The sequence below is a fragment of the Bacillus atrophaeus genome (assembly GCF_039519175.1).
In the GTDB taxonomy this organism is placed as follows: domain Bacteria; phylum Bacillota; class Bacilli; order Bacillales; family Bacillaceae; genus Bacillus; species Bacillus atrophaeus.
The window spans coordinates 2,229,924-2,252,113 of record NZ_CP154443.1 but is presented as its reverse complement, the minus strand read 5'-3'; the positions used below and the strand labels follow the sequence as shown (position 1 = coordinate 2,252,113).

The 22,190-nt window shown below is 45.7% G+C and carries 22 protein-coding genes and 1 pseudogene; 10 read left to right on the top strand and 13 right to left on the bottom strand.

The genetic code is table 11. The annotated features are described in order from the left end of the window. From AAHT65_RS11285 to AAHT65_RS11270, 4 genes are all read left to right on the top strand, one after another. The gene (locus AAHT65_RS11285) at window positions 1-1,224 is read left to right on the top strand and encodes a hypothetical protein (RefSeq protein ID WP_004430532.1); all 1,224 of its coding nucleotides are present in this window, start codon (window positions 1-3) and stop codon (window positions 1,222-1,224) included. A gap of 10 nt (window positions 1,225-1,234) precedes the next feature. Next, window positions 1,235-2,026: a hypothetical protein gene (locus AAHT65_RS11280; protein ID WP_088116751.1), complete on the top strand. Its 792-nt coding sequence runs from the start codon at window positions 1,235-1,237 to the stop codon at window positions 2,024-2,026. 13 nt (window positions 2,027-2,039) lie between these two features. Beyond that, window positions 2,040-2,597 (top strand): YfjD family protein, encoded by a 558-nt coding sequence (locus AAHT65_RS11275; protein WP_151291087.1) that lies wholly within the window; start codon window positions 2,040-2,042, stop codon window positions 2,595-2,597. 80 nt (window positions 2,598-2,677) lie between these two features. Continuing rightward, window positions 2,678-3,004, top strand: a complete 327-nt coding sequence (locus AAHT65_RS11270; protein ID WP_010787974.1) for a YnfA family protein — start codon at window positions 2,678-2,680, stop codon at window positions 3,002-3,004. A gap of 57 nt (window positions 3,005-3,061) precedes the next feature. Here AAHT65_RS11270 and AAHT65_RS11265 read toward each other — a convergent pair whose 3' ends face one another. The 10 genes and pseudogenes from AAHT65_RS11265 to rlmD all read right to left on the bottom strand — a co-directional run bounded on the left by AAHT65_RS11265 (window position 3,062) and on the right by rlmD (window position 14,038). Further along, window positions 3,062-3,241 (bottom strand): small acid-soluble spore protein H, encoded by a 180-nt coding sequence (locus AAHT65_RS11265; RefSeq protein ID WP_004430527.1) that lies wholly within the window; start codon window positions 3,239-3,241, stop codon window positions 3,062-3,064. 58 nt (window positions 3,242-3,299) lie between these two features. Beyond that, entirely contained in the window at window positions 3,300-5,111 is a 1,812-nt protein-coding gene (locus AAHT65_RS11260; protein ID WP_343310249.1) for a sigma-54-dependent Fis family transcriptional regulator, read from the bottom strand. 99 nt (window positions 5,112-5,210) lie between these two features. After that, complete coding sequence (gene lpdA, locus AAHT65_RS11255) at window positions 5,211-6,587, bottom strand: dihydrolipoyl dehydrogenase (RefSeq protein WP_343310248.1); 1,377 nt, start codon at window positions 6,585-6,587, stop codon at window positions 5,211-5,213. A gap of 20 nt (window positions 6,588-6,607) precedes the next feature. Beyond that, window positions 6,608-7,804 carry a dihydrolipoamide acetyltransferase family protein gene (locus tag AAHT65_RS11250; protein WP_088116747.1) on the bottom strand — a complete coding sequence of 399 codons (1,197 nt, stop codon included), beginning with the start codon at window positions 7,802-7,804 and terminating at the stop codon, window positions 6,608-6,610. A gap of 14 nt (window positions 7,805-7,818) precedes the next feature. Continuing rightward, window positions 7,819-8,847: an acetoin:2,6-dichlorophenolindophenol oxidoreductase subunit beta gene (gene acoB / locus AAHT65_RS11245; protein ID WP_343310247.1), complete on the bottom strand. Its 1,029-nt coding sequence runs from the start codon at window positions 8,845-8,847 to the stop codon at window positions 7,819-7,821. 1 nt (window position 8,848) lies between these two features. Next, window positions 8,849-9,850 carry an acetoin:2,6-dichlorophenolindophenol oxidoreductase subunit alpha gene (gene acoA, locus AAHT65_RS11240; RefSeq protein ID WP_088116745.1) on the bottom strand — a complete coding sequence of 334 codons (1,002 nt, stop codon included), beginning with the start codon at window positions 9,848-9,850 and terminating at the stop codon, window positions 8,849-8,851. Window positions 9,851-10,083: 233 nt separating this feature from the next. Next, window positions 10,084-10,265, bottom strand: a pseudogene (locus AAHT65_RS11235) (hypothetical protein); the annotation flags it as partial. A gap of 74 nt (window positions 10,266-10,339) precedes the next feature. Further along, window positions 10,340-10,792, bottom strand: coding sequence for a DUF6884 domain-containing protein (locus AAHT65_RS11230; RefSeq protein WP_150224953.1), 453 nt, complete (start codon window positions 10,790-10,792; stop codon window positions 10,340-10,342). Between the two features lie 497 nt (window positions 10,793-11,289). Then, window positions 11,290-12,276, bottom strand: a complete 987-nt coding sequence (locus tag AAHT65_RS11225) for a tRNA dihydrouridine synthase (protein ID WP_088116743.1) — start codon at window positions 12,274-12,276, stop codon at window positions 11,290-11,292. A gap of 361 nt (window positions 12,277-12,637) precedes the next feature. Next, window positions 12,638-14,038: a 23S rRNA (uracil(1939)-C(5))-methyltransferase RlmD gene (rlmD, locus tag AAHT65_RS11220; protein ID WP_063638897.1), complete on the bottom strand. Its 1,401-nt coding sequence runs from the start codon at window positions 14,036-14,038 to the stop codon at window positions 12,638-12,640. 193 nt (window positions 14,039-14,231) lie between these two features. Here rlmD and AAHT65_RS11215 point away from each other — a divergent pair, with 193 nt between their 5' ends. Next, a complete protein-coding gene (locus AAHT65_RS11215; RefSeq protein ID WP_343310246.1) occupies window positions 14,232-15,230 on the top strand; it encodes a hypothetical protein in 999 nt (332 codons plus the stop codon). 35 nt (window positions 15,231-15,265) lie between these two features. On the opposite strand, the gene AAHT65_RS11210 is transcribed toward AAHT65_RS11215, so the two are convergent. After that, entirely contained in the window at window positions 15,266-16,129 is an 864-nt protein-coding gene (locus AAHT65_RS11210; protein ID WP_327854342.1) for a DNA-3-methyladenine glycosylase, read from the bottom strand. A gap of 118 nt (window positions 16,130-16,247) precedes the next feature. On the opposite strand from AAHT65_RS11210, the gene corA reads away from it, so the two are divergent. The 3 genes from corA (at window position 16,248) to AAHT65_RS11195 (ending at window position 18,883) form a co-directional block, all read left to right on the top strand. Next, entirely contained in the window at window positions 16,248-17,207 is a 960-nt protein-coding gene (gene corA, locus AAHT65_RS11205) for a magnesium/cobalt transporter CorA (protein WP_094231639.1), read from the top strand. 78 nt (window positions 17,208-17,285) lie between these two features. Then, window positions 17,286-17,921 carry a hypothetical protein gene (locus tag AAHT65_RS11200; RefSeq protein ID WP_088116740.1) on the top strand — a complete coding sequence of 212 codons (636 nt, stop codon included), beginning with the start codon at window positions 17,286-17,288 and terminating at the stop codon, window positions 17,919-17,921. Between the two features lie 83 nt (window positions 17,922-18,004). After that, a complete protein-coding gene (locus AAHT65_RS11195) occupies window positions 18,005-18,883 on the top strand; it encodes an NAD(P)-dependent oxidoreductase (protein ID WP_343310245.1) in 879 nt (292 codons plus the stop codon). Between the two features lie 56 nt (window positions 18,884-18,939). Here AAHT65_RS11195 and pdaA read toward each other — a convergent pair whose 3' ends face one another. Continuing rightward, complete coding sequence (gene pdaA, locus AAHT65_RS11190; RefSeq protein ID WP_258728821.1) at window positions 18,940-19,731, bottom strand: delta-lactam-biosynthetic de-N-acetylase; 792 nt, start codon at window positions 19,729-19,731, stop codon at window positions 18,940-18,942. A gap of 131 nt (window positions 19,732-19,862) precedes the next feature. Further along, on the bottom strand, window positions 19,863-20,048 hold the full coding sequence (locus AAHT65_RS11185) for an SE1561 family protein (protein ID WP_004430493.1): 186 nt from the start codon (window positions 20,046-20,048) through the stop codon (window positions 19,863-19,865). Between the two features lie 146 nt (window positions 20,049-20,194). On the opposite strand from AAHT65_RS11185, the gene yfkAB reads away from it, so the two are divergent. Together yfkAB and AAHT65_RS11175 are read left to right on the top strand one after the other, a co-directional pair. After that, on the top strand, window positions 20,195-21,316 hold the full coding sequence (yfkAB, locus tag AAHT65_RS11180; protein WP_343310244.1) for a radical SAM/CxCxxxxC motif protein YfkAB: 1,122 nt from the start codon (window positions 20,195-20,197) through the stop codon (window positions 21,314-21,316). Then, window positions 21,317-22,159 carry a mechanosensitive ion channel family protein gene (locus AAHT65_RS11175; protein WP_088116737.1) on the top strand — a complete coding sequence of 281 codons (843 nt, stop codon included), beginning with the start codon at window positions 21,317-21,319 and terminating at the stop codon, window positions 22,157-22,159. It abuts the gene before it with no gap. The last annotated feature ends 31 nt before the right edge of the window (window positions 22,160-22,190 follow it).

The window sequence follows — 22,190 nt, the reverse complement described above, 5'->3', positions numbered from 1 at the left end:
ATGTCAGGAAAAATTGCAGTCGATCCCGATAAGCTAGAACATTTGGCAAATGATTTTGTCACAGAATTAAAGGATATGGAAAACAAATATAAAGACTTACATCTCGAACTGGCACAGCTGATCTTACAATGCGATCCGCAGTACAGCAGCTGTTTTTCAGGTGTCGGCGATGCATGGGGCTCGGGAAGCGCGCTCGTCAGCAAACTAAGCGATCATGAGATCTTTATCAGAAAAACCAGTGATCAATTTGTTGAGAAAGATGATATTTTAAGAAAGCTTTATAACGTATATGACAAATATGGCACGATGGCAAGCTTATCAGGTCTCATGATTACTCAGGGAAAATATTACGGATTAGGGCTGACGACATTTGTAAAGCAAAGCAGCGGCTTGCATACAGCCCAGCACTCGAAGCTATTATTGGATATTTCCAGAACTGTCGATAGCTCTCGTTATCAAAAAGCGGCCAGAGTCCTTCTCAATCCGAAATATCTATATAAAAAGACAAACAAGCCCTTTGCAGATTTAGTCCACAAAAAATTCACGAAGTTCTTTCCGCAGGATGCGGTGAATTTCTCAAACAGTGTAAGAAGTTATACAAAGGGATTAGCCGACGAAGCCGGGGTCCGCTCAACACTAAAAGATGTCGGGAAAACAGGCCTTAAATTTGCGAAAGGAAATATGATAACGGCAGGCATCATAACAGGAGCAACCGAAACAGTCGGAGCGGGCTTAAAAATCGCCGATAATTATGCAAGATACGAAAACAACCCTGAAGTATTGAAGCGGGAAAATGCGAAAGCCGTCGGAAAAGCTGTAAATGATACGGTATTTATTGCCGGCGGGTCAACTGTCGGAGCTGTAGTCGGCGGTGCAATTGGAAGCTTAGCGGGTCCTGCAGGCACAGTTGTGCTTGGCGCAGCCGGCTCATTTGTAGGAGGAGTAGCCGGAGAAAAAATCGCCAAATTCACGGCAGGTTTTGCCGAAAAAGCGGCGGTTAAACTGAAAGACCCCATTCACAAAGTCATTGATACAGGGAGAAAAGGCTGGGAAACAGCCGGAAAAGCCGTGAAGTTGGTGAATGATGGTATAGAGACGGCCAACCGAACGATTCATAAAGGAATAGACAGCGCGAAAAAGGGCGCGGACAAGGCGAAGGAAACAGCAGGATCACTGTTAAACGGCGCAAGCCATTTCCTCAGAGACAAACTTTCATTTGGATAGGAGAATGATAATGAACCAGCTTAGGATCAGTATTGAAGAACTCATTTTTTGTTTTTATAGCGAGGGTTTTTTTGAACAAGGCATGGCAATGAAACAAAACTACTTTCCTGACATGGAAGATGAGCAGCTCGGATTTTTATTTGAAGCGGCCTGCCGTTCGCTTTTAGCTAAAGAGGTCGCGGAGTACCGAAATCATCAATATCGGCTGAAGGAAGAATATCGCCCGTTTATTCATGTGTTAAATGATGCTGACTATACGGTGAAAATGTCAAAATTTGATGAGCAAAACGGAAATGAGCTGAACTTTTCCTGTCACGTATCAAAATCAGGGATCTATTCTCATGAAGTAATACATGAGCAGCAAGTACATAGAATCGTGACAATCGCTTCCAAAGAAGAATTATATACAAAAGCATCCGAGTTTTTACATATAATAGAATCAGAAGAACAGAGCGGTCCGATCCTGACACTTACATCTGAGGAATTTGAACAGCTTCTTGAGGGCGTTTCCGAGAACCAATCACGTATGATGGAATTCCTTGATAAGCATGGTAACCGAGAAGGCGTATCTCAGTTTGTGCAGGATCTGTCTTTGCGCAAAGGAAAAATGGATACGATGATGCATCTCCTGTACGATAAAGACAACACGCCGGAAGTGGCAAAAATGGCATTTGTTATTCCAGGCAACCGCTTTACATGGCTTGTAACCGGCATCACTCAAAATGAATTTTCTATCGTGCCCGCTCATAAAAATGATGTCAAAGAAATCATTTTTGAAAAGAACATCAACCTGAATTCTTAAAAGGAGAAGATCATTGAAAAATAGTGAAATCATTGAAGTCAGAAGCAGAATGTTCTTTAGAATCTGGGCATTTGCCGCCTCTGGCGGTATGGGCTTAGCTTGTTTATGGCTCTTTTATATGGGAATTACCTTTCAGACGAAATATTATTTGATAGCAATACCTGCCGGATTGATATTCAGTTTGTTTTGTTTGTATCTATTTATCATCTTGTTTCCGGCATTTACAAAGCGGGGAAATGTGATCTTTCGATTGAAAACAGGAGAAACTGGTGAAATATTTACTGATAAACACACCGTAGAATTCAAAGACATTAAGAAGATTGAAATGAATCGACATAAGAACAGTGTAAAGGGGATTTTTTTAGAAGATATCATGATTCAAACAGTTGAAAATAAGATGATTCAAATTCCTACTTGGAACATCATTCCTAACCCTTTGTTTTTCGAAGCCGTTGAGCGATACATACTGCCCCATATGAACAATGAAGCGCAAACCAATTGGATCAGCCAGTTTACTGAAGTCCAGAGAAATGTGTATTTAAAAGAATTTGAAAATAACCCGAAACTGTGATTTCTTCTCGCCTCTCGTCATAACTGCTTGTTACTATATAATAAGAAATAACGATCACTGGTAACTAGGAGTGCTGCAAAATGCTTTTGTCGATTCTTTTGTTTCTCGCAGCCGGGGCAGCGGAGATTGGCGGCGGGTATTTGATTTGGCTGTGGCTTAGGGAGACAAAACCTGTTGGATATGGGGTTGCCGGGGCGCTGATTCTCATTGTCTACGGCGTTCTTCCGACGTTTCAGACGTTCCCTTCATTTGGCCGTGTATATGCCGCTTACGGAGGCGTATTTATCGTGCTGGCCGTGCTGTGGGGCTGGCTTATTGATCGAAAAACGCCTGATCTGTATGACTGGGCGGGGGCATTGATCTGTCTCTTCGGAGTCGGCGTCATGCTTTTTGCTCCGAGAGGATAGTTTTTTACAAAGACCGGTCTGCTAGTATTAGCAGAACCGGTTTTTGCCGTCTGACAATTAATGTTCTTTTAAATTGGTTAACAAAACCTCGTGTTCCTTCTGGGGCTCATCCAGCGGAAAGATTCTCGCCATTCCGTGGTCTTCATCTACATGCTGAATATAGATCGGAACTCCATTATATGTGACATTCGCCATTTCGGCGGACTCAGCAATTTCTTTTGCTCGCTGTGTGTTCAATGTTCCAGCCTCCTTTTTCAATATAAAGGTAACGTTTCCTTGAACACATGAAAATATTCTATGGCGACACCTTGAATTTCTTAAGCCGTTTATAAAATGTGCTGCGCGGAATGCCTGTCATCTCAGCAGCTTTTGATACGTTTCCATTTGTAGATTCCAAAGCGCTGATGATAATGTTTTTTTGGATATGTTCACGGAGTGTAAGTGAAGCGGCGCTGTCCTTCTCTGCCTGCTCGTGATTTGTCGGGAGTCCTGCCGCTTGAAGCAATGATGGGAGCGAGCGGCTTTTCAATCGGCCGTCCGGAAAGATGATCGAAAGACGTTCAAATACATTAAACAGCTCGCGGATATTTCCGGGCCACTCCATCAATTTCAAGGTTTCCAGAAATTCTTGGGGAAGCTCTGCATTCCACTTGTTTTTTTCTTTAAAGCAGGCAAAGAGAGCGGGAATATCTTCGGGTCGCTCTCGTAAAGGAGGAAGCCGAATCGGAAACACATGAAGACGGTAAAACAAATCCTCCCGCAGTTTCCCGCTTTCGACAAGCTTACGCAAGTCACAGTGTGTGGCAGTTACAACTCTGATATCAATCGGGATTTCTTTTGTTCCGCCGATCGGTGTAATCTTGCGTTCCTGAAGCACCCGTAAAAGCGCTACCTGCATCGAGTGGGAAATCTCTCCGATTTCATCTAGAAATAAGGTGCCATGATTCGCTTTTTGGAAGGCGCCTTTGTAGCCATTTCGTTTCGCTCCCGTAAAAGCGCCTTCTGCATAGCCGAACAGCTCGCTTTCGATTAAATCCGACGGGATCGCTCCGCAATTCAAGGCTACAAACGGTCCGTGCTTACGGTCGCTGTTTTCATGAAGCGCGCGGGCCGCTACTTCCTTCCCCGTGCCGGTTTCGCCCGACAGACAAACTGTCGCATCAGCTGAGGCCGCTCGTTCGAGGCTTTTGAGCATGGTTTGCGATTGCCTGCTTTGTCCGAGGACTCCATTAAATCGAAAGGCTGGCTTTTTCTTTTGTTCCGATAAATAAAAACAAGTGCCGCTATCCCCCATGGTGACCGCTTTTTCGATCGTAAAACCCCTTTCCTTCAACTCATAAAGATGCCGGCCTTGCCAATCCGGTATTGACGTTTGTATCGGTAGGCTCGCGCCGATGATGTGCTGTTTGGCATTGCAAAGCACGATCGGCACACGGGACGCTGCCCTATCAGCAAAGCGGCTGAGCAGTTCAAGCTCTTTCTCCCTGCTTTTGGCTGCCAATTCTCTTTCTGCGGCATAGGCAATCGCCGCGGCAATGCCTAGCATACTGGGGTATGCGTGCGCTGCCGGGCAAGAGATATCAATCACCCCCGCAAGACTGCCGTCCTCATAATGAATCGGAGCTGCTGAGCAATTCCAGCGATGGGAGGCGACAGAATAATGCTCTGACCCTTGAATGACAACCGGCTCGCTAATGTGAAGCGCCGTGCCGATTGCATTGGTGCCAACCGCCGTTTCCGTCCAGCACGCGCCTTCGACAAAGTTAATGCGTTTGGCTTCATGCAGCGCGCGGTGATGGCCGTCAAGCGCCAGCACCACGCCGTCCGCATCAATTAATAGCGCCATCATTTCCATTTCTTTTATTGCGGGCAGCAGTTTTTCCAGGTAAGGCATTGTGGTCGAAAAAAAGAATGAATGTTTGTTTGACTGCTGATCCAGTTCCGTTTGCTGCAAAACCTTCGGACCTTTTTCTAAATAGGGGTTAACCTCAGCCTTTCTGCAGCGATGCCAAGACTCGGCTATCCTTTTTCTTATTCGAGATTCGTCCAGCACGCCGTCCTTCACAAAACGTTTCCAGGTTTGCAAATCGTTCGGGATCGAATTCATTCCTTGATCGTTCCTCCCTTACACGCCGTTTTCATCTATTGTAGGGGAAAAATAAAGCGCTTTCAACAAAAAAAGCCGGCGGATTCGCCAGCTTTTTTATTATGCATGCACCGCAAGCCCAATTGTGCTTAACAATGCTTCGTGCAGCGTTTCCGAGAGCGTCGGATGAGCCGCGATAAAATGCTCTGCCATATCCGCCGTCATTTCTCCGTTCATGATGGCAGCCGCCTGGCCGATGAGCTCGGTCACATCCGGTCCGATCATTGAGACTCCGACGATTTCACCGAACTCCGGCTCCGCCACGATCTTGACCTTTCCTTCTGCTTGGTGTTTGATGAGCGCCTTCCCGTTTGCGGAAAAAGGAAATTCACCAATCTGTACATCTCCGTAAACGTTTCTCGCCTGTTTTTCCGTCAATCCGATACAAGCAATTTCCGGGGATGTATAAATACATCGGGGCACATTTTTTTCGTTCATTTTGACGTCCCGTCCTGAAGCGTGTGAAGCAGCGATGACCCCTTCATGGAAAGCGGCATGAGCCAGCTGAATGCCACCGATCGCGTCTCCGCATGCGTAAATATGAGGCACATTGGTCTGCATCTGCTCATTTACGGGAATACCTTTTTGGGAAAAATCTATTCCCGCCTGTTCAAGCTGCAAACCATCCAGACGAGGTTTTCTTCCGACCGCCACCAGCACATAATCGGTCTTTGTCTTAAACTCACGCTGTCCGCTTTTCCATATCGCCGTTTTGGCTGCTTGATCAACACGCTCTAACCGGGAGGAGGTATGAACTTCAACTCCGTCTTCCTCGAGCTTTTCCAGAAAGAGACGGGCGATATCCTCGTCCTCTGCCGGGATTAGCTGGCCGCCTGTTTCAATAATCGTCACCTTCGATCCAAGTCTCGCGAACAATCCGGCGTACTCACAGCCGATCACACCGCCGCCGACAATCACAAGCGAAGCGGGAATTTCAGAGAGGTTGAGGGCGTCTTTGCTGTCGATCACCCATTCGCCGTCAAACGGGGCGAAGGGCAGCTCGATCGGCTCTGATCCGGAAGCAATCAATATTTGGTCAGCCTCTCTGATTTCTTTTCCGTTCTCCCCTTTGATCAAGAGCTTCTTGTCAGAAAGAAAGGAAGCCTCTCCCTTTACGACTTGTATTTGATTTTTCTTCATTAAGTACTGTACACCTTGGACAAGCTGGCTGACAACCTGCTGTTTCCGGCTCTGCATCTTGTTCCAATCAACCGAGATTGCACCAGGCGGAAGTTCAATTCCGAAGCGCCCGGCATGTTTGATTTTATCAAGTACGTTTGCGCTTTCTAACAAAGACTTCGTCGGAATGCAACCTTCATTCAGACAGGTTCCTCCAAGTGAGCCTTTGTCAATGAGCAGCACCTTTTTCCCTTGCTGTGCCGCGGAGACTGCAGCGGCATAGCCTGCCGGTCCCCCTCCGATAATGGCTAGTGTCATGTCGTTTTCACCTGCTTTTCCTATAAAATTAATGCTGCCGGTTCTTCCAAATATGTTTTAATCGCCTTCAGAAAGGCAGCGGCCGGAGCGCCGTCACAGACTCTGTGATCAAATGTCAGGCTGAGCGGCAGGATCGTGCTTCTGACAATTTCCTCCCCTAGATACACCGGCGTGTCATAGCTTGCTCCGATGCCGAGAATGCCTGTTTCCGGCGGATTTAATATCGGCGTGAAATACTCCACTCCAAAAGCGCCCAGGTTTGTAATGGAGAAGGTTGAGCCTTGCAGTTCTTCGCTTCCCGCCCGTCCCTCGCGTGCTTTTTTTGCATTTTCTGAGATGGATTGAGCCAGTTCAATCAGCGATTTCTTTTCAGCATGGCGGATCACAGGCACAACCAACCCTTTTTCAAGAGCAACAGCCATTCCAAGATGAACATGAGGATGTGTGATAATGCGCTCATTTTTGTAGAAGCTGTTCAGCATAGGATGTGATTGGAGAGCGAGCACCGCAGCTCTTGAGACAAAATGAGTCATCGTTAATTTCATGCCGTGCCGTTCCTCTGCTGTCGGCGAAAGCTGTTTTTGAAGCGCTGCCAGCTTAGTGATATCAGCCTTCATTGTAATCGTCAGCTGGGCGCTGTTTGCCAAGCTTTCCTGCATTCTGGACGCGATCACTTTTCTCATGCCTGTAACCGGCGTTTCCTGCGCCTTTTGGTCGGAAACTGGCTCAGCCTGTTCTCTTTTTTGTTCAGAAAGCGCCTTTGTGACATCATCCTTCACGATTCGTCCGCCCGGTCCCGTGCCCTTCAGATTTTTCAGGTCTAACCCTGCTTTTTCCGCTATTTTTCTGGCGACTGGAGAGATTTTCAGTCTATCTTTTTTAGTGTTTGCGGGTTTGTTTTCATGTTTAGGAGGCTGGGGATCTGCTTGCCTGCTTGCTTCAGCGGCTGGCTCTTCCGTTTCTTCCTGCACCGATTCATCGGCATCCCCGATGTAGCAGATGGCCGTACCGGGCGGAACCTCTTCCCCTTCTTTCACCTTAATATCAATCAGCGTGCCCTTTTCTGGCGCTTCAATTTCCATTTCAATTTTCTCCGACTGAATGCTGGCAATGCTTTCTCCTTTTTCAACCGGATCTCCCACTTTTTTGTTCCAGATCGATACTTCTCCTTGTTTCATGGCCATTCCCAACTTTGGCATCACTACTTTGACCGCCATATGTGTCCCCCCCTTTAATTCACTGCCGGCTCGCCAAGCAACTCAAGCGTGACGCTGACAATTTTGTGTGGTGTAGGCAAATATTGATCTTCAAGCACTGGCGAAAACGGCACAGGTGTGTGCGGCGCTGTAATCCGCTTAATCGGCGCATCTAGCAGATCAAAGCCTTTGTCGGCCACAATCGCGGCTATATCTGTCGCTATGCTGCATCGCGGGTTGGCTTCGTCAATGATGATCAGCCGGTTTGTTTTTTCTAACGATGTGAAAATCGCGTCCTCATCCAGAGGAGACAGACTGCGGGGATCGAGTACCTCGGCTTCAATGCCTTTTTTTGATAATTGTGCTGCCGCTTCGAGTGCGGTATTGACCTGCTTGCCGATCGCAAACAGCGTAATGTCGCTGCCTTCGCGTTTGATGTCTGCCTTTCCGAGGGGGATTGTATAATAGTCTTCCGGCACTTCGCATTTCATGTTGTAGGACGTTTTGTCTTCAAAAAAGAACACAGGGTCGTTGTCTTCGATCGCCGTAAGCAGCAGGCCTTTGGCATCATACGGATTCGACGGAACAACCGTCTTCAGCCCCGGAATGCTTGTGAAAAGGCCGTACAGCGCCTGGGAGTGCTGTGCCGCAGCCCGGAAACCCGCTCCGTATGTGGTGCGGACGGTAATTGGCACTTGCGCTTTTCCGCCGAACATATAGCGGAATTTTGCCCCTTGGTTGATAACCTGGTCAAAGCACGTGCCGATGAAGTCGTTAAACATCAGCTCCGCAATCGGTCTCAGCCCTGTTGATGCCGCAGCCATAGCGGCGCCCATATAGCCCGCTTCAGAAATGGGCGTATCCAGTACCCTGCTCCGTCCAAATTCCTGAACGAGCCCTTTGGTGACGCCTAATACGCCGCCCCATGCTTCGTCGTCCTGCAAATGATCAACTGCCGCTCCTCCGGCTACATCTTCACCGATCAACAGTACATTTTCGTCCCTTCTCATCGCAAGTTTCATCGCCTCGTTGATCGCGTCTGACATGCTTATGACTCTTGCCATCTTACATTCCTCCTTTTTCATATGAGACATATACATCTGTCAGCAGCTCTGACTCTTTCGGATATGGGCTGTCTTGGCTGAAGGAGACTGCTTTTTCAATCGATTCATTCACGCTTTGTTCAATGTCTGCCAGTTTTTTTTCATCCGTCTCTTTTAACAGATAGTTTTTAAAGCCTTGAATGGCGTCCTTTTCTTCAAGGTGCTCAGCTCTTTCATCCTTTGTTTTATAAGTTTGGGCATCTCCTTCGAAATGGCCGTAGTTTCTGTAGGTCATGCATTCAATTAAAGACGGGCCCCCGCCGTTTCTTGCTCGTTCAATCGCTTCCTCTGCTGCCTGATAAACTGCTAAAATATCTTTTCCGTCCACGGTTACTCCCGGCATGTTATAGGCAGCTGCCCGATCAGCAATTGAATCACAGGCTGACGCGTACTCAAATGGCGTGGCTTCGCCGTAGCCGTTGTTTTCAGCAATAAACACAACTGGAAGGTTCCATACAGCCGCTAAGTTGAGGCCTTCATGGAAGGTTCCTTGGTTATTTGCTCCGTCTCCGAAAAAGCAAACGCTTACATTTTTAGTCTGTTTATATTTAGCCGTGAGCGCTGACCCGCATGCGAGCGTAAACCCGCCCCCGACGATTCCATTTGCCCCCAACATGCCTTTATCGAGATCAGCAATATGCATCGACCCGCCTTTGCCTTTACAAAGCCCAGTCGCTTTCCCGAAAATTTCAGCCATCATGCCGTTCAGATCACAGCCCTTGGCGATACAATGGCCATGCCCTCTGTGTGTGCTTGTAATGCTGTCGCCATCATCTAAGTGAGCGCACACGCCTACAGCTACCGCTTCTTCACCAGCATACAAATGGACGAATCCGGGAAGCACTCCCTCTGCGAACAGTTCATGCACTTTGTCCTCAAAGCCCCTGATTTCCAGCATCTTTTGGTACATCCACAGCGCTTTTTCCTCAGTTAATGACAAGCCTTCTCGTTTTAACAGTTCCATTGTGTGTGCCTCCTTCTATTTAGGGTTCACGATAATAAATGCAAGAAGTGTGCCAGCCTTTGGAGGCCCGTAAAACCAGCCTTCTATGTTCATACTAGGAGACAGTTTGAGACAAGTGTCTCATTTTGTCTCGATATGAAACCATGTGTCTCGTTTTATTCTAAATAAAATAGACCGGGCAGATGCCCGGTCTTTTGACGTCGATCGACATATTTATTTCCTCGGAAATCTTTTCAACTTCCTAATACCTCTGCATCTTTTGTCTGAATGGCGTTTTCGGGAGCAAAATCAATTGAATATTTCACATAACCGAGGCCGCCGTCCCCATCCTTCTGCATGCAATCTATCGTATCGTGCCGTTTGAGTATGTATACCCCTTTTCATTAAGTGTTTTTCTAACGGTTTCCGCCATCCGCTCCCAAATATCGTAATGGCAAGGAAGCCAAACACAATTTTTCATTTTTACACTCTTTTCCGGATATGTACATTTTATAGTTCTTGTTTTTCTTCAACCGCCCTGTTCAGTGCCTGAAGCATGTAGCCAATGCCTTTGTACGGTGTCAGCGGCCAGTTGATGTGCTGATGATCTCCGACGACCCTGTTAAGGACTTTACGATATTTTTTCCCGCCGAGCATGACGAGCTCTTCTTTTTCGAGAAAACCCTTTTCACGAAATTGGCGGCTTAACTCCTCCGTTGTTATAATCTCTAGATGACCGCTCCCGAATGCCACATCGTAGTTGTTCGGGACGATGTCATCAGGACGCAGGAATCCGTGCTTTGCCGACAAAATGACCCACTCGTCAAAAAAAGCTTTCGCGTACCGCTCGCACGCCTGATGAAACGGGCTGAGATAAGCGTCCTCCGCCCTCGTCGGCCCGGCATTAGGATGGGCATCCCAAATTTTTTTCTTGCCGCAGGGAATGATGCATAGTCGTTTCATTTTTTTCTCCCCTTGATAAGGTATTTCCTATCAATGTATCATTATTTTATTTTTCCTGCATGTCTAAATAAAAAAAGAGAGGTCTCCCCTTCTCTCCTTCAGCAGTTTATTTACCGCCCGCTCCAGCAGCTGGACACTTCACGGTAGACGGAAGCCCTTGGCAAACGGAACATAGTCCGTATCTGCGCTTTCTGTAATTGGGAGCGCGTCTATATTAAAACCCCCATTTTCACTTTTTCGGTTCAAAATCGACCGTTTTTCGCCCCTTTTCACCTCTTTTCTTCATTTAATATAAAGATCTCCTAATATAAAGATCTCCGAAAAGAAAACGAAGAGAAATTCGAGAAAGAACACCTAGGACAAGGGCTGCGCATGAAAAAGACCCGGAAATCGGAATTATTTATTTTACCAAAATCCAGGTCTTATTAGGAGTTGTTTATTTTTACTGGGAGATGTTTATTTAGTTAGACATAGTTGAACAAAGAATTAGGATACTTCTACTGTTGCTCCACCCCATCAAGATACTTTCTCTCAAAGTCATCGAGCAATGCCCGCACTTCATCCGTTGACTTTGTGTTCATGCATTGATTTCTTAATTCACTTGCCCCGCGGAATCCACGGAGATAAATCTTGAAAAAGCGAGGAAGAGGCTTATACGGTCGGGCTTCTAATTTTGAATATTTATCATGGAGATCCAGGTGCAGCCTTAAGAGATCAAGCAATTCCTTACTGCTATGCTCTTTCGGCTCCTTTTCAAAGGCAAATGGATTTGTAAAAATACCGCGCCCAATCATAATCCCATCAACACCGTATTGTTGAGCGAGTTTCAAGCCAGTTTGGCGGTCAGGAATATCCCCATTGATCGTCAAAAGAGTATCTGGTGCCACCTCGTCACGGAGTTTCTTAATCTCCGGGATGAGTTCCCAATGCGCATCCACTTTGCTCATTTCGGCTCTTGTACGCAGATGAATGGAAAGGTTCGCAATGTCCTGTTTCAATACGTGTGTCAGCCAATCGCGCCATTCGTCTACATCTGTGTAACCAAGCCTTGTCTTCACACTTACAGGCAATCCCCCTGCTTTTGCAGCTTGTATTAATTCTGCTGCAACTTCAGGACGACAAATAAGGCCGCTTCCCTTTCCATTGCCTGCCACATTAGGCACAGGACAGCCCATATTGATATCTAGACCCTTAAACCCCAGTTCCGCCATCCCAATACTCATTTGCCGGAAGTTTTCAGGTTTATCTCCCCATATATGAGCCACCATTGGCTGTTCATCCTCTGTAAAAGTCAAACGGCCGCGCACACTATCCTTCCCATCCGGGTGACAATAGCTCTCCGAGTTTGTAAATTCCGTAAAGAACACATCAGGTCTTCCTGCTTCACTTACTACATGGCGAAACACAACATCCGTCACATCTTCCATTGGTGCCAGTACAAAAAAAGGCCGTGGTAATTCACGCCAGAAATTATCTATCGTCATTCCATTCAAATCCTTTCATTATGGGATACCAACCCAAACCTTTATCCCAAAATTAAAAAGCTGACCATGCTGCTTTTACACTTATAGCATGCTTAAGCACTTCTTATCAAACGATAGTAAATTTTGAACATTTAAATCTTTACTAATAACATATAAAAAGTGACAAAGGAAACCGACTAGAAAAGCAGTTTGAGTCATAGGGTTAGGTACATTATTCAAGTTTCAGTGTATGTTCCTGCAAATTTTCTTACAATAGCTTGGATGGGCTGTGCATGAAAAAGACCCGGAAATCGGCAATGTTAATTCTACCGAAATCCAGACCTGATTAGGAATCGTTTATTTTTACTGGAAGATGTTTATTTTAGTTAGACGATTTCAATACAAGCTGCGCAACCGCTTCGACATGAGCTGTCTGCGGAAACATATCCACAGGCTGAATATACTCCACTCGGTAATCCTTCGACAATGTCTGCAAATCTTTCGCTAATGTTGATGGGTTACAGGATACGTATACAAAGCGTTTCGGTTTTACTTTTTTGATCGTGTCTAAGAATGTTCCGTCGCAGCCGGTTCTTGGCGGATCTACGATAACGACGTCCGGGCGGAAACCTTCTTTCGTCCATTTCGGGAGCCAGTGCTCGGCTGTTCCTGTCACATAAGCAGCGTTTGTCATGCCATGTTTTTTGGCGTTTTTCTTCGCATCATCAATAGATTCCTTGATGACGTCCATGCCGCGGACTTCCTTCGCTCCGTCCGCCACCCACATGCCGATGGTACCGACGCCGCAATAGGCGTCAACGACTTTTTCTTTCCCTGTCAATTGAGCTGCCTTTTTCACTTCGTCATACAGCTTGACGGTCTGCTCCGGGTTGAGCTGGAAGAAGGCGCGGGCGCTCAATTCAAATGAAACATCGCCCAGCACTTCTTGGATCACCGTGTTTCCGGCAAGTGCTTTTGTTTTGTCTCCGAAAATAACAGATGTTTTTGCTCCGTTCACATTCTGAATGATCGATTTAACTTCCGGCAGGCGCTTTTGGATGGCTTGGACGATTTCTTCCTTATGGGGAAGCGTTTCTTTGGACGTAATCAGCACAACCTGTACTTCGCCTGTTTCAAAACCGACTCTTGTCACGATGGTGCGGACGTCGCCTTTTCGTTTCCGTTCATTATAAACAGATACATTGAAGTCCTCCAAAATCCGGCGGACGATGCCTGTTGTTTTGTTTGTGGCCGGATGCTGAACTTTACAGTCCTTGATCGGCACGATGTTATGGGAATCCATCCCGTATAAACCGGCGATGATGCTGCCGCTTTGTGAGCGTCCGATCTGGAATTGGCTTTTGTTACGGTAATTCCACGGATTGTCCATTCCGATTGTTTCTTTAATATTCATGTCTTCAACTTTAAATTTCGTATGTCGTTCAAGAGACTGGATCACGATATCGCGTTTTTCCCTAAGCTGTTGTGTGTAAGCAAGGTGCTGAAGCTGGCAGCCGCCGCATTGCTCGTATACCGGACAAGGCGGTGTGACCCGATGCTCCGAAGGCTTGCGAATCTTTTTAACCCGTCCCTCCGAAAACTTAGGCTGAACGTTCGTCGCTTGGACCACAACCTCTTCACCAGGCAGTGCGCCGGGGACAAAAACGACCTTTTTCTTAAAGTAGCCGACGCCTTCCCCGTTAATGCCGAGACGCTTAATGGTCAGCGGAAAGGTTTGTCCGACTTTCAGTTCGACGGGCGCCTTTTTGTTTTGTTGGTTCACGTTGTTCTCTCCGTTTCTATATAAAGCTTTCTGCAAGTTACAGAAAGTGATATTGTGTTCTATCACATCTCTTTAGTATAACACGCATACCGGAAATCCTTCATATTTTTCAAATACTTTTCCAAATTTACTCAATAAATCAATAAGTTAACCGATACACCTTAAGTATACTATTTGATAAAAGAGGGATTCGATGAGGAAATTTCTAATTGCTGTCTGTGCATTGGGATTGATGTTCAGCGCGGCAGGCTGCGGAAACAGCAGCGAAAGCTCTGCTAAAGCAGAAACAAAAGAAGTAGACGAAAGCAAAAACTTAGATTTGCTGAAAAAGGGTTTTAACAGCATTACAAAAGAAGAATGGAAAAAAATCCACATTTCCAAAAAGGATTTCAACGGCGCTATTGAAAAAATGACAGAAGCCAATTCCAATGGAGAAAAAGTGATTAAAGAAGCGGATGTGAAAAAGAACAATACAGTCGTTGTCACCTTTAATAATTCAGACGGAAAATCCATGGAAAATGGTCTATTGGCGATTGTCTTTGATCAGTTTCTTCGCGCTTTGTATACGCATTCATCTTACTACGACGGCAGCGAGCCGACAATTCGATTTGTTGATCTTAAGAATCAGCTGGTTCAGGAAAGTGATAAGCCGATGGATTCCGACAATGAAACAGGTGATTCAAGCCAAGACAGCGGGCATAAAATTCTTTCCAAGCCCGGTGAAACATCCACCGAGGACAATGGAGAAATTGTTACATTAGACAAAATTGCTGATGTCCAGAAACAGACAGTAATGAATCCTTTAACGATTACTGTCGACCAAGTAAAATTGCTGTCACGTACAAATATCAGTCCCTTCCAGCTGAAACTCTTTAAAAGAATGACAGATCAAAAAGTGACTGAACCGCTTCGATACATTCAGATCACTTATAAAGCTGAGAATACAGGAGACACACAAATTGATTGGCAAGGTATCGAATCTGTAGAAACAGATAACGGACAAAAGCTGACAATTGCTGATAATAATATACTAAAAGGCAATGATCATGTTTTCGCACCGCATACAGAAAACGAAGGTGTGATAGGAGCTGTATACAGTGGAAAAGCGGAAGATCTCCATCAATTAAAAATTACATTTTTCCCTGTTAAAAGTGCCGATTCAGGCCAAAACATCACAGTGAAGCTAGATTAACCTCCAGCTGCGGCTGCCAAAAAGGCAGCCGTTTTTCATTCAATACTCCTCCATAAATACAACGACGCATAGCTTAAATACGGCTCCCACTCCTTGCTCATGGCCAACATGACATCTTTCGCCGGTTTATCATCGAGAGCAAAATGGCGTTTGATTGCGTTTTGGAGTCCGATATCAGCAAGCGGGAATAAATTAGGGCGCCCAAGTCCGAACATGAGGACGTTTTGCACGGTCCATGGTCCGATGCCTCTGATTTTGATCAGTTTTTTCATAATTTCTTCATCGGTCAATTGCGCCAGCTCTGATAAATCGAGTATTCCTTCTGCGATCATTCTTGATGTATCAATTGCATATTCCGCTTTTCTCATACTGAACTGGAGCTCGCGTAAGTCTTGGTAATCCAGCGCCGCAATCGTTTCAGGCTTCGGATAGCACCACACGCCGTCCTTCTGCTCGCCGAACGTATGGACAAACCGTTCCGTTAATGTGTAGGCGAAGGATAGATTAAGCTGCTGGTGGACGATGCACTTCATGATACAATTGTACACACTGTAATCCAGCACAAGCGGCGTGCCCGCATGCTCTTCAAAAATAGCGGATAGATTCGTTTTCGAGAAATGATCGAGTACGTGCCGAAGATCATTCTCCCATTGAAAAATTCGCTTGATTTCCATCATCATATCTTCCTGATCCGTTTCCCCGCTGACAAGAAACTCAGGTTCGTCTGCATGGCCTAACGCTTGCACCTTCACAATACACACGTCTCCGGCCCGGTTCCTGATCGGCACACGAACGTTCCGCGCTTTGATATCAACCGCATTCAGCGGATCTAACGACAATCTGTCCAACACACGATCAAAATGGTACGGCGGTGTAACTGAAACCTTTTCCTTCCACATGTGATCAACCCTTTTTCCACTTTTTTGTTCAGTATAACACGTCCCGGGAACCGGATTGAAAACACGTATACTTTTCTCGAAAACACCGCATGATATAATGGCAATCGGAGGGTTGTTTATGATCAACATTACCGCAATCACAACAAAGCATCAGCTTCTGAAAAATATACCGATCGAACGGGTTGAGCAGCCGGATATTGCATGGTATTGGGTTGATTTTTTCGGGCCTGAGGAAACAGAAACCGCATTATTGAGGGATTTTTTTCATTTTCATCCCCTGGCGATTGAAGATTGCTTCCAGCATATGCAGCGGCCGAAGCTTGATCATTATGACGGCTATCGCTTTTATGTGCTGCATGCGTTGAATCAGGATACGCTGGAAACAGAAGAGGTTGATATCTTTCATGGCGAAAACTATGTCGTTACCTTTCATTTGCATGAATCACATGGAATTGCCAAAGTGAGAGAGCGTGTTTATGCTTCACCGGACATTTTAAAGAAGGGCCCCGGGCATATTTCATACATGGTGATAGACCAGCTTGTGGATGAGTATTTCCCTGTGCTTTATAAAATTGAAGACCGTCTGAATGAGATTGAAGACAGCCGCAGCCATAAAACATACGGCACGCTGATGAGCGAGGTGTTTGACCTGAGGACAGATCTTCTGCACCTCAGACGGACCATTATTCCGATGCGTGACTTGCTGTATCGGATTTTAAGCCTTGATCATGTGAAAGACCAGCGCGAAACAAAAGCATATTTCAGCGACATTTACGATCACTTGTTAAAGCTGTCGGAGCTTGTCGAGTCGAACCGCGACATGACGTCTGATTTAAGAGACAGCTATGTGACGATGAATTCAAACCGGATGAACGCCATCATGATGACATTAACTATCGTGTCGACGATTTTTATCCCGCTCACGTTTATCGCCGGCGTTTACGGCATGAACTTTGACAACATGCCCGAACTTCACTGGAAATACGGATATGTTGGCGTGCTTGGTGTAATGGGAGCCGTAGTTGTCGGAATGATGATTTGGTTTATACATAAAGGATGGTTCAAAATATTTAAGTAAAGAACGGCTTTAGGCTGTTCTTTTTTTATCCTCATCCTTATAATGGTAATTAAAAAGCCTCTGGAGAGGATGACACGTATGGTTTCCTATAGAGGGGTAATTGCCCTCTGTCTGATGATGTTCGGATTGCTCACTTCCATCCCCCTTTACAATGGCACAACTCTTGGCGATCTTGTTTTTCAGCTGGCCGGCCTTTCAGATTGGCCGAAAAAAGGCTCGCATGTTAGCGCGGTTTGCGGCTTGGTTTTGTTTTTGACCGGCTGGGTTTGGAGTTCGTTTCATTTTGTAAAAAAGCTTCCCGCGGCGGGCTTTACATTGTTATTACTCAGTTTTACAGCCGCTGCCGCTTTTCAGCCCTTATCTGAACATATTGTTTTTTTCATTAAAAGGCCGGCTGAGGGCAGCAGCGCTGTCGAATACATTCAGCCGCGCAGCTATTGCCACAATAGAATAGAACAAAAGAAAGTGCATATTACATGTACTCTTCGAATCAATCACTACGGAAAACAGGATACCGAAGTAGCGATTCAGCCTTATTTTGATAAAGAAATGATAAAACCCCAGGATGTCAAAATAAAAGCAAAAACCTTTACCCTCAGTCCCCGCTCTAAAACGAATCTAAACATCCGATTTACCGGGATTTCAAAAAAAGATATACAGATGGAAGGCGATTCTGCTGACATGAAGTTGACCGTTACGAATCATACAGAATGAGCAGAGTCATGCTCAGGCAATTTTAATGCTGTCACTTCCCATTAAATATATAATGTGAAAAAACCTATAGTGGAGTGATACAAATGAAAATTGCAATCATCGGTCTCGGCAACATGGGCCGCCCCATCGCCGAAAATGTCATACAAGCGGGCTATGAATTGATCGTGTACAACAGAACGAAACAAAAAGCGGAAGAACTGATATCAAAAGGAGCGCACACAGCAGATACGCCGCGCCAAGCAGCGGAGACAGCAGACATCGTGCTGACAATGCTTGCTGATGACGAGGCTGTCAGCGCCGTAACCTTCGGAGTCGACGGAATTTTAGAAGGCTTATCAGAAAACGGAATTCACATTTCCATGAGCACGATCAGTACCGAATGTTCCCAACAACTGTCGTCAGCTCATAGTGAGAAGGGCCAGTTCTTTCTCGCGGCGCCTGTACTCGGCCGGCCCGATGCCGCAGAGAAAGCCGCACTTCGCATCATCGTTGCCGGTCCTGCGGAAGCAAAGAAAAGAGCGAAGCCGCTTCTTGAAAGCTTAGGCCAGCAATTGTTTGACGTCGGCGAAGAAAGCCGCACAGCCAATGTCGCCAAAATCGGGAACAACTTTTTGCTTGTTTCCATGCTGGAGGCTTTATCAGAAGCTTTTGTCATGGTGGAAAAGTACGGATTGGAGCAAAAACAATTTTTAGAAATCACAAACGCGCTTTTTGGCTCTCCGGTGTATCAGAATTACGGGACCATTATGGCCGAGCAGACATTTGATCCCGCAGGCTTTAAACTGAAATTAGGATTAAAAGATACAAACCTTGCGCTCACCGCGGCCAAACAGGTCTCCGCCAAGCTCCCGACAGCCGAGCTTGCAAAAACTCATTTTGAAAGCGGGATAGACAAAGGCTGGGGAGATTTGGACTGGGCCGCTCTCATAAAAAGCGTTGAGCTCTTGTCAAAACAAAAATAACGCGCTATCAGACAGAAGCCTCTCCCTTTAATGTGCGGGAGAGGCTTCATCGGCATTTAAAACTTGGGCAAGCGCATTTCTTTTTCAAACATCAGATCGTCAATGCTTTTAAACGTATACCCTTTTTTCTTCAAGTCAGTGATCGCATCATCAAGCGCTTCTGAATTGTCTTTTGAGACGGTATGGAGAAGATAAATCGCCCCGGGATGCGCCTGCTTCATCATATGGTCGTAGGCATATTGTTTTCCCTTCTGATGATTGATTTTCCAGTCCACAAACGCAACTGACCAAAACACCGTTTGATACCCGAGCCGTTTTGCTTCCTGAAGCACATATTCGCTGAACACGCCGCGCGGCGGACGCAAATAAAGATTGTCCTGTTTCCCGGTAATCTTATACACTTCTTCCTTCACCGAATCCAGTTCATCCTGAATTTCATCGGCCGTTTTGGTTGTCAGATCAGGGTGATGAAAAGAATGATTGCCGATAATATGGCCTTCATCAGACATGCGTTTGATGAGTTCCGGCTGATCTTTAACAAAATGTCCCGTCACAAAAAAGGTTCCAGTCACGTGATGCTTCTTCAGGACATCGAGTACTTTCGGCGTATAACCGTTTTCGTAACCGTTATCGAATGTTAAATAGATCGTCTTTTCTTTAGTGTTTCCTAAGTAAAACGCGTCATATTTTTTGATCAGACTGTTCAGTTGTTTGCCCGCGTCAGCCGGCATGTGATTGACACTTCGTTTAAATCCCCAGTTTACCGGTTCGTTTGATACTGCTTTTGCACCGCTCACTCCGCCTGTGAGCAAAGCGGCAATGCAGCATACAGAACAAATCCATTTCATGGTCAGCGCTCCTTCTGCAGTTTTTCTTATTTTGCAGTAGAGCGCTTTGTTTTATACCATTGCTTTCTTTCCAGGTCTGTATGTCCGTACAGCCGTTTTTTGGCATAAAAAAACCGCGGCGTCCGCCCCGGTTATTCCCAATCTTTTTTGAATCGTTCATATTTGGCTTCAAGATCGTCAAGCATGCTGATGAGGCGGTCTATATCTTCAACGTCTGTTGATTCAGGGTCTAATGAATCAATCACGTTCATAAACATATCCAGTCTGTTCTTCAAATAATCAATCTGCTGATCCTTGTTGTTTATTGCATTCCCCATTTTTCTCCTCCTTTCATTTTTTTAATGGTAGCTCATTTTTTCCTGTTTTTCAACGGCTTCGCCCCTTGCGATCTTTGTGGATCAGGTCTAAAATTAACAGTTGGCAGACGTTAGTATGCCCCAATGATAAAGGAGTTAGATAGACCATGATGCAAAATACGAAGCTCCGTCCGATTACGCCCCAATTTGATCCGTGGGAAGCGTATATGGACGTAGACCAATATGGAGAAATGCAGCTGACGAACGTTGAATTCACGACGACGACACTGTGCAATATGAGATGTGAGCATTGTGCTGTCGGTTACACGCTGCAGCCGAAGGACCCCAATGCTCTTCCGATAGATCTTTTGTTACAGCGGCTTGAGGAAATTCCGCTTCTTCGGTCCATCAGCATTACCGGCGGTGAACCGATGCTTTCATTAAAATCGGTGAAGGAGTACGTTGTCCCTTTATTAAAATACGCTCATGAACGCGGCGTGCGGACACAGATTAATTCCAATTTAACGCTTGATATCGAGCGATATGAATGGATCATTCCTTACCTTGACGTTCTGCATATTTCCCATAACTGGGGAACGGTTGAGGATTTTGCCGATATCGGTTTTGCGATGATGGATAAAAAACCGACCTTCGAACAGCGCGCCCGATATTTTGAAAAAATGATTCAAAACAGCCGCACCTTGGTCGACGCCGGCGTAATGGTCTCAGCGGAAACCATGCTGAATAAACGCACACTTCCCCATATCGAGCATATTCACCGGCAAATCGTTGAAGAAATGAAGTGCCAGCGTCATGAAGTGCATCCGATGTATCCAAGTGATTTTGCCAGTGCGCTTGATTCACTCAGCTTAAAGGATATGAGAAAAGCCATTCACAAACTGCTAGATGTGCGTGACGAAAACACGTGGATGCTGTTTGGCACATTGCCGTTTTACGCGTGCAGCCCTGATGAAGAAGATCAGACATTATTAAAGCGGCTGCGCCAGGCGAAAAATGTGACAGTGCGAAATGATCCCGATGGCCGTTCACGCCTGAATGTAAATATTTTTGATGGGAATATTATTGTGACAGACTTTGGGGATACACCTCCGCTTGGCAATATCCAGACAGACAGCCTGCCTTCCGCTTATGAAAAGTGGAGAGAAACGAAGCTGGCTAAAGAGCTGAATTGCCATTGCCCGAATGTGCGGTGCCTCGGCCCGAATGTTCTGGTGAAAAACAGTTATTATCAAAATGAAGATTTTTCAGTACGCCAAGCCAGGAGTTAGATGCGGATGAAAGAAACGTTTATTGACATTCTGAAAAGCAAAACATTCGATATACTTATTGTCGCCGCCCTGCTTTGGGTTGGTGTGTTTATCATCAATCGGTTTGTGCAGGCGTTTTTTAAACGGACTGACTTTATTGAAGAACGGAAAGAGAAAACAATTGAAAGCCTTGTTCGTTCGCTTACCCGTTATTCAGCGACCATCGGCTTTATATTGTATGTAGTTTCACTGTTTGTGGATGATTTCGGAAAAATACTCGCAGGAGCCGGTGTCGCGGGTATCGTTATCGGATTTGGCGCCCAATCACTGATTAAAGATATAGTGGCCGGGATTTTCTTAATATACGAGCGCCAGCTCCATAAAGGCGATTATGTGACGGTGAACAATTTGTTTAACGGCACTGTGGAAGAAATCGGCCTTCGTTCGCTGCAAATCAGGGAATGGAGCGGGAAGCTTTTAACGATCAGCAATGGGGAAGTCAGACAAATTGAAAACTACAATATCAATTACATGCGAATTACTGAGTCTCTTCTTGTGAGCTTTAAGGAAGATCCCGAGCGCGTGTATCGCGTGCTTGAGGAAGCGTGCGATATGCTGAACCAAGAGCTTCGCGATTCCTTAAAAAGAGACGAGTTTCTAAACCCGGAAGAACCGTTTCAAGTACACGGCATTACAAGCCTGAATAAGATCAATCGCGGGATCGAGTTTACAGTGAAGGGCATGGTGAAGGATCAGGATTATTTCAGCGCCAGCCTCACAGTAAGGCGGGTCCTTGTCCGTCAGCTTTATCAACATAATGTACAAATGCTTGAGGAAGCGATCCGGGTTGAAAAAAGCCAATAAAAAACTGATTCCGTTTAAGACGGAATCAGTT

Excerpts from the sequence above, each read along its gene's own strand:
- yfkAB (WP_343310244.1), top strand. The coding sequence starts at position 20,195 with ATGATGCAAAATACGAAGCTCCGTCCGATTACGCCCCAATTTGATCCG.
- AAHT65_RS11230 (WP_150224953.1), bottom strand. The coding sequence starts at position 10,792 with ATGAAACGACTATGCATCATTCCCTGCGGCAAGAAAAAAATTTGGGAT.
- acoB (WP_343310247.1), bottom strand. The coding sequence starts at position 8,847 with ATGGCAAGAGTCATAAGCATGTCAGACGCGATCAACGAGGCGATGAAA.
- AAHT65_RS11225 (WP_088116743.1), bottom strand. The coding sequence starts at position 12,276 with ATGACGATAGATAATTTCTGGCGTGAATTACCACGGCCTTTTTTTGTA.
- acoA (WP_088116745.1), bottom strand. The coding sequence starts at position 9,850 with ATGGAACTGTTAAAACGAGAAGGCTTGTCATTAACTGAGGAAAAAGCG.
- AAHT65_RS11200 (WP_088116740.1), top strand. The coding sequence starts at position 17,286 with ATGGTTTCCTATAGAGGGGTAATTGCCCTCTGTCTGATGATGTTCGGA.
- AAHT65_RS11250 (WP_088116747.1), bottom strand. The coding sequence starts at position 7,804 with ATGGCGGTCAAAGTAGTGATGCCAAAGTTGGGAATGGCCATGAAACAA.
- lpdA (WP_343310248.1), bottom strand. The coding sequence starts at position 6,587 with ATGACACTAGCCATTATCGGAGGGGGACCGGCAGGCTATGCCGCTGCA.
- AAHT65_RS11195 (WP_343310245.1), top strand. The coding sequence starts at position 18,005 with ATGAAAATTGCAATCATCGGTCTCGGCAACATGGGCCGCCCCATCGCC.
- AAHT65_RS11285 (WP_004430532.1), top strand. The coding sequence starts at position 1 with ATGTCAGGAAAAATTGCAGTCGATCCCGATAAGCTAGAACATTTGGCA.
- AAHT65_RS11270 (WP_010787974.1), top strand. The coding sequence starts at position 2,678 with ATGCTTTTGTCGATTCTTTTGTTTCTCGCAGCCGGGGCAGCGGAGATT.
- AAHT65_RS11280 (WP_088116751.1), top strand. The coding sequence starts at position 1,235 with ATGAACCAGCTTAGGATCAGTATTGAAGAACTCATTTTTTGTTTTTAT.
- AAHT65_RS11210 (WP_327854342.1), bottom strand. The coding sequence starts at position 16,129 with ATGTGGAAGGAAAAGGTTTCAGTTACACCGCCGTACCATTTTGATCGT.
- AAHT65_RS11175 (WP_088116737.1), top strand. The coding sequence starts at position 21,317 with ATGCGGATGAAAGAAACGTTTATTGACATTCTGAAAAGCAAAACATTC.
- AAHT65_RS11215 (WP_343310246.1), top strand. The coding sequence starts at position 14,232 with ATGAGGAAATTTCTAATTGCTGTCTGTGCATTGGGATTGATGTTCAGC.
- pdaA (WP_258728821.1), bottom strand. The coding sequence starts at position 19,731 with ATGAAATGGATTTGTTCTGTATGCTGCATTGCCGCTTTGCTCACAGGC.
- AAHT65_RS11185 (WP_004430493.1), bottom strand. The coding sequence starts at position 20,048 with ATGGGGAATGCAATAAACAACAAGGATCAGCAGATTGATTATTTGAAG.
- AAHT65_RS11260 (WP_343310249.1), bottom strand. The coding sequence starts at position 5,111 with ATGAATTCGATCCCGAACGATTTGCAAACCTGGAAACGTTTTGTGAAG.
- corA (WP_094231639.1), top strand. The coding sequence starts at position 16,248 with ATGATCAACATTACCGCAATCACAACAAAGCATCAGCTTCTGAAAAAT.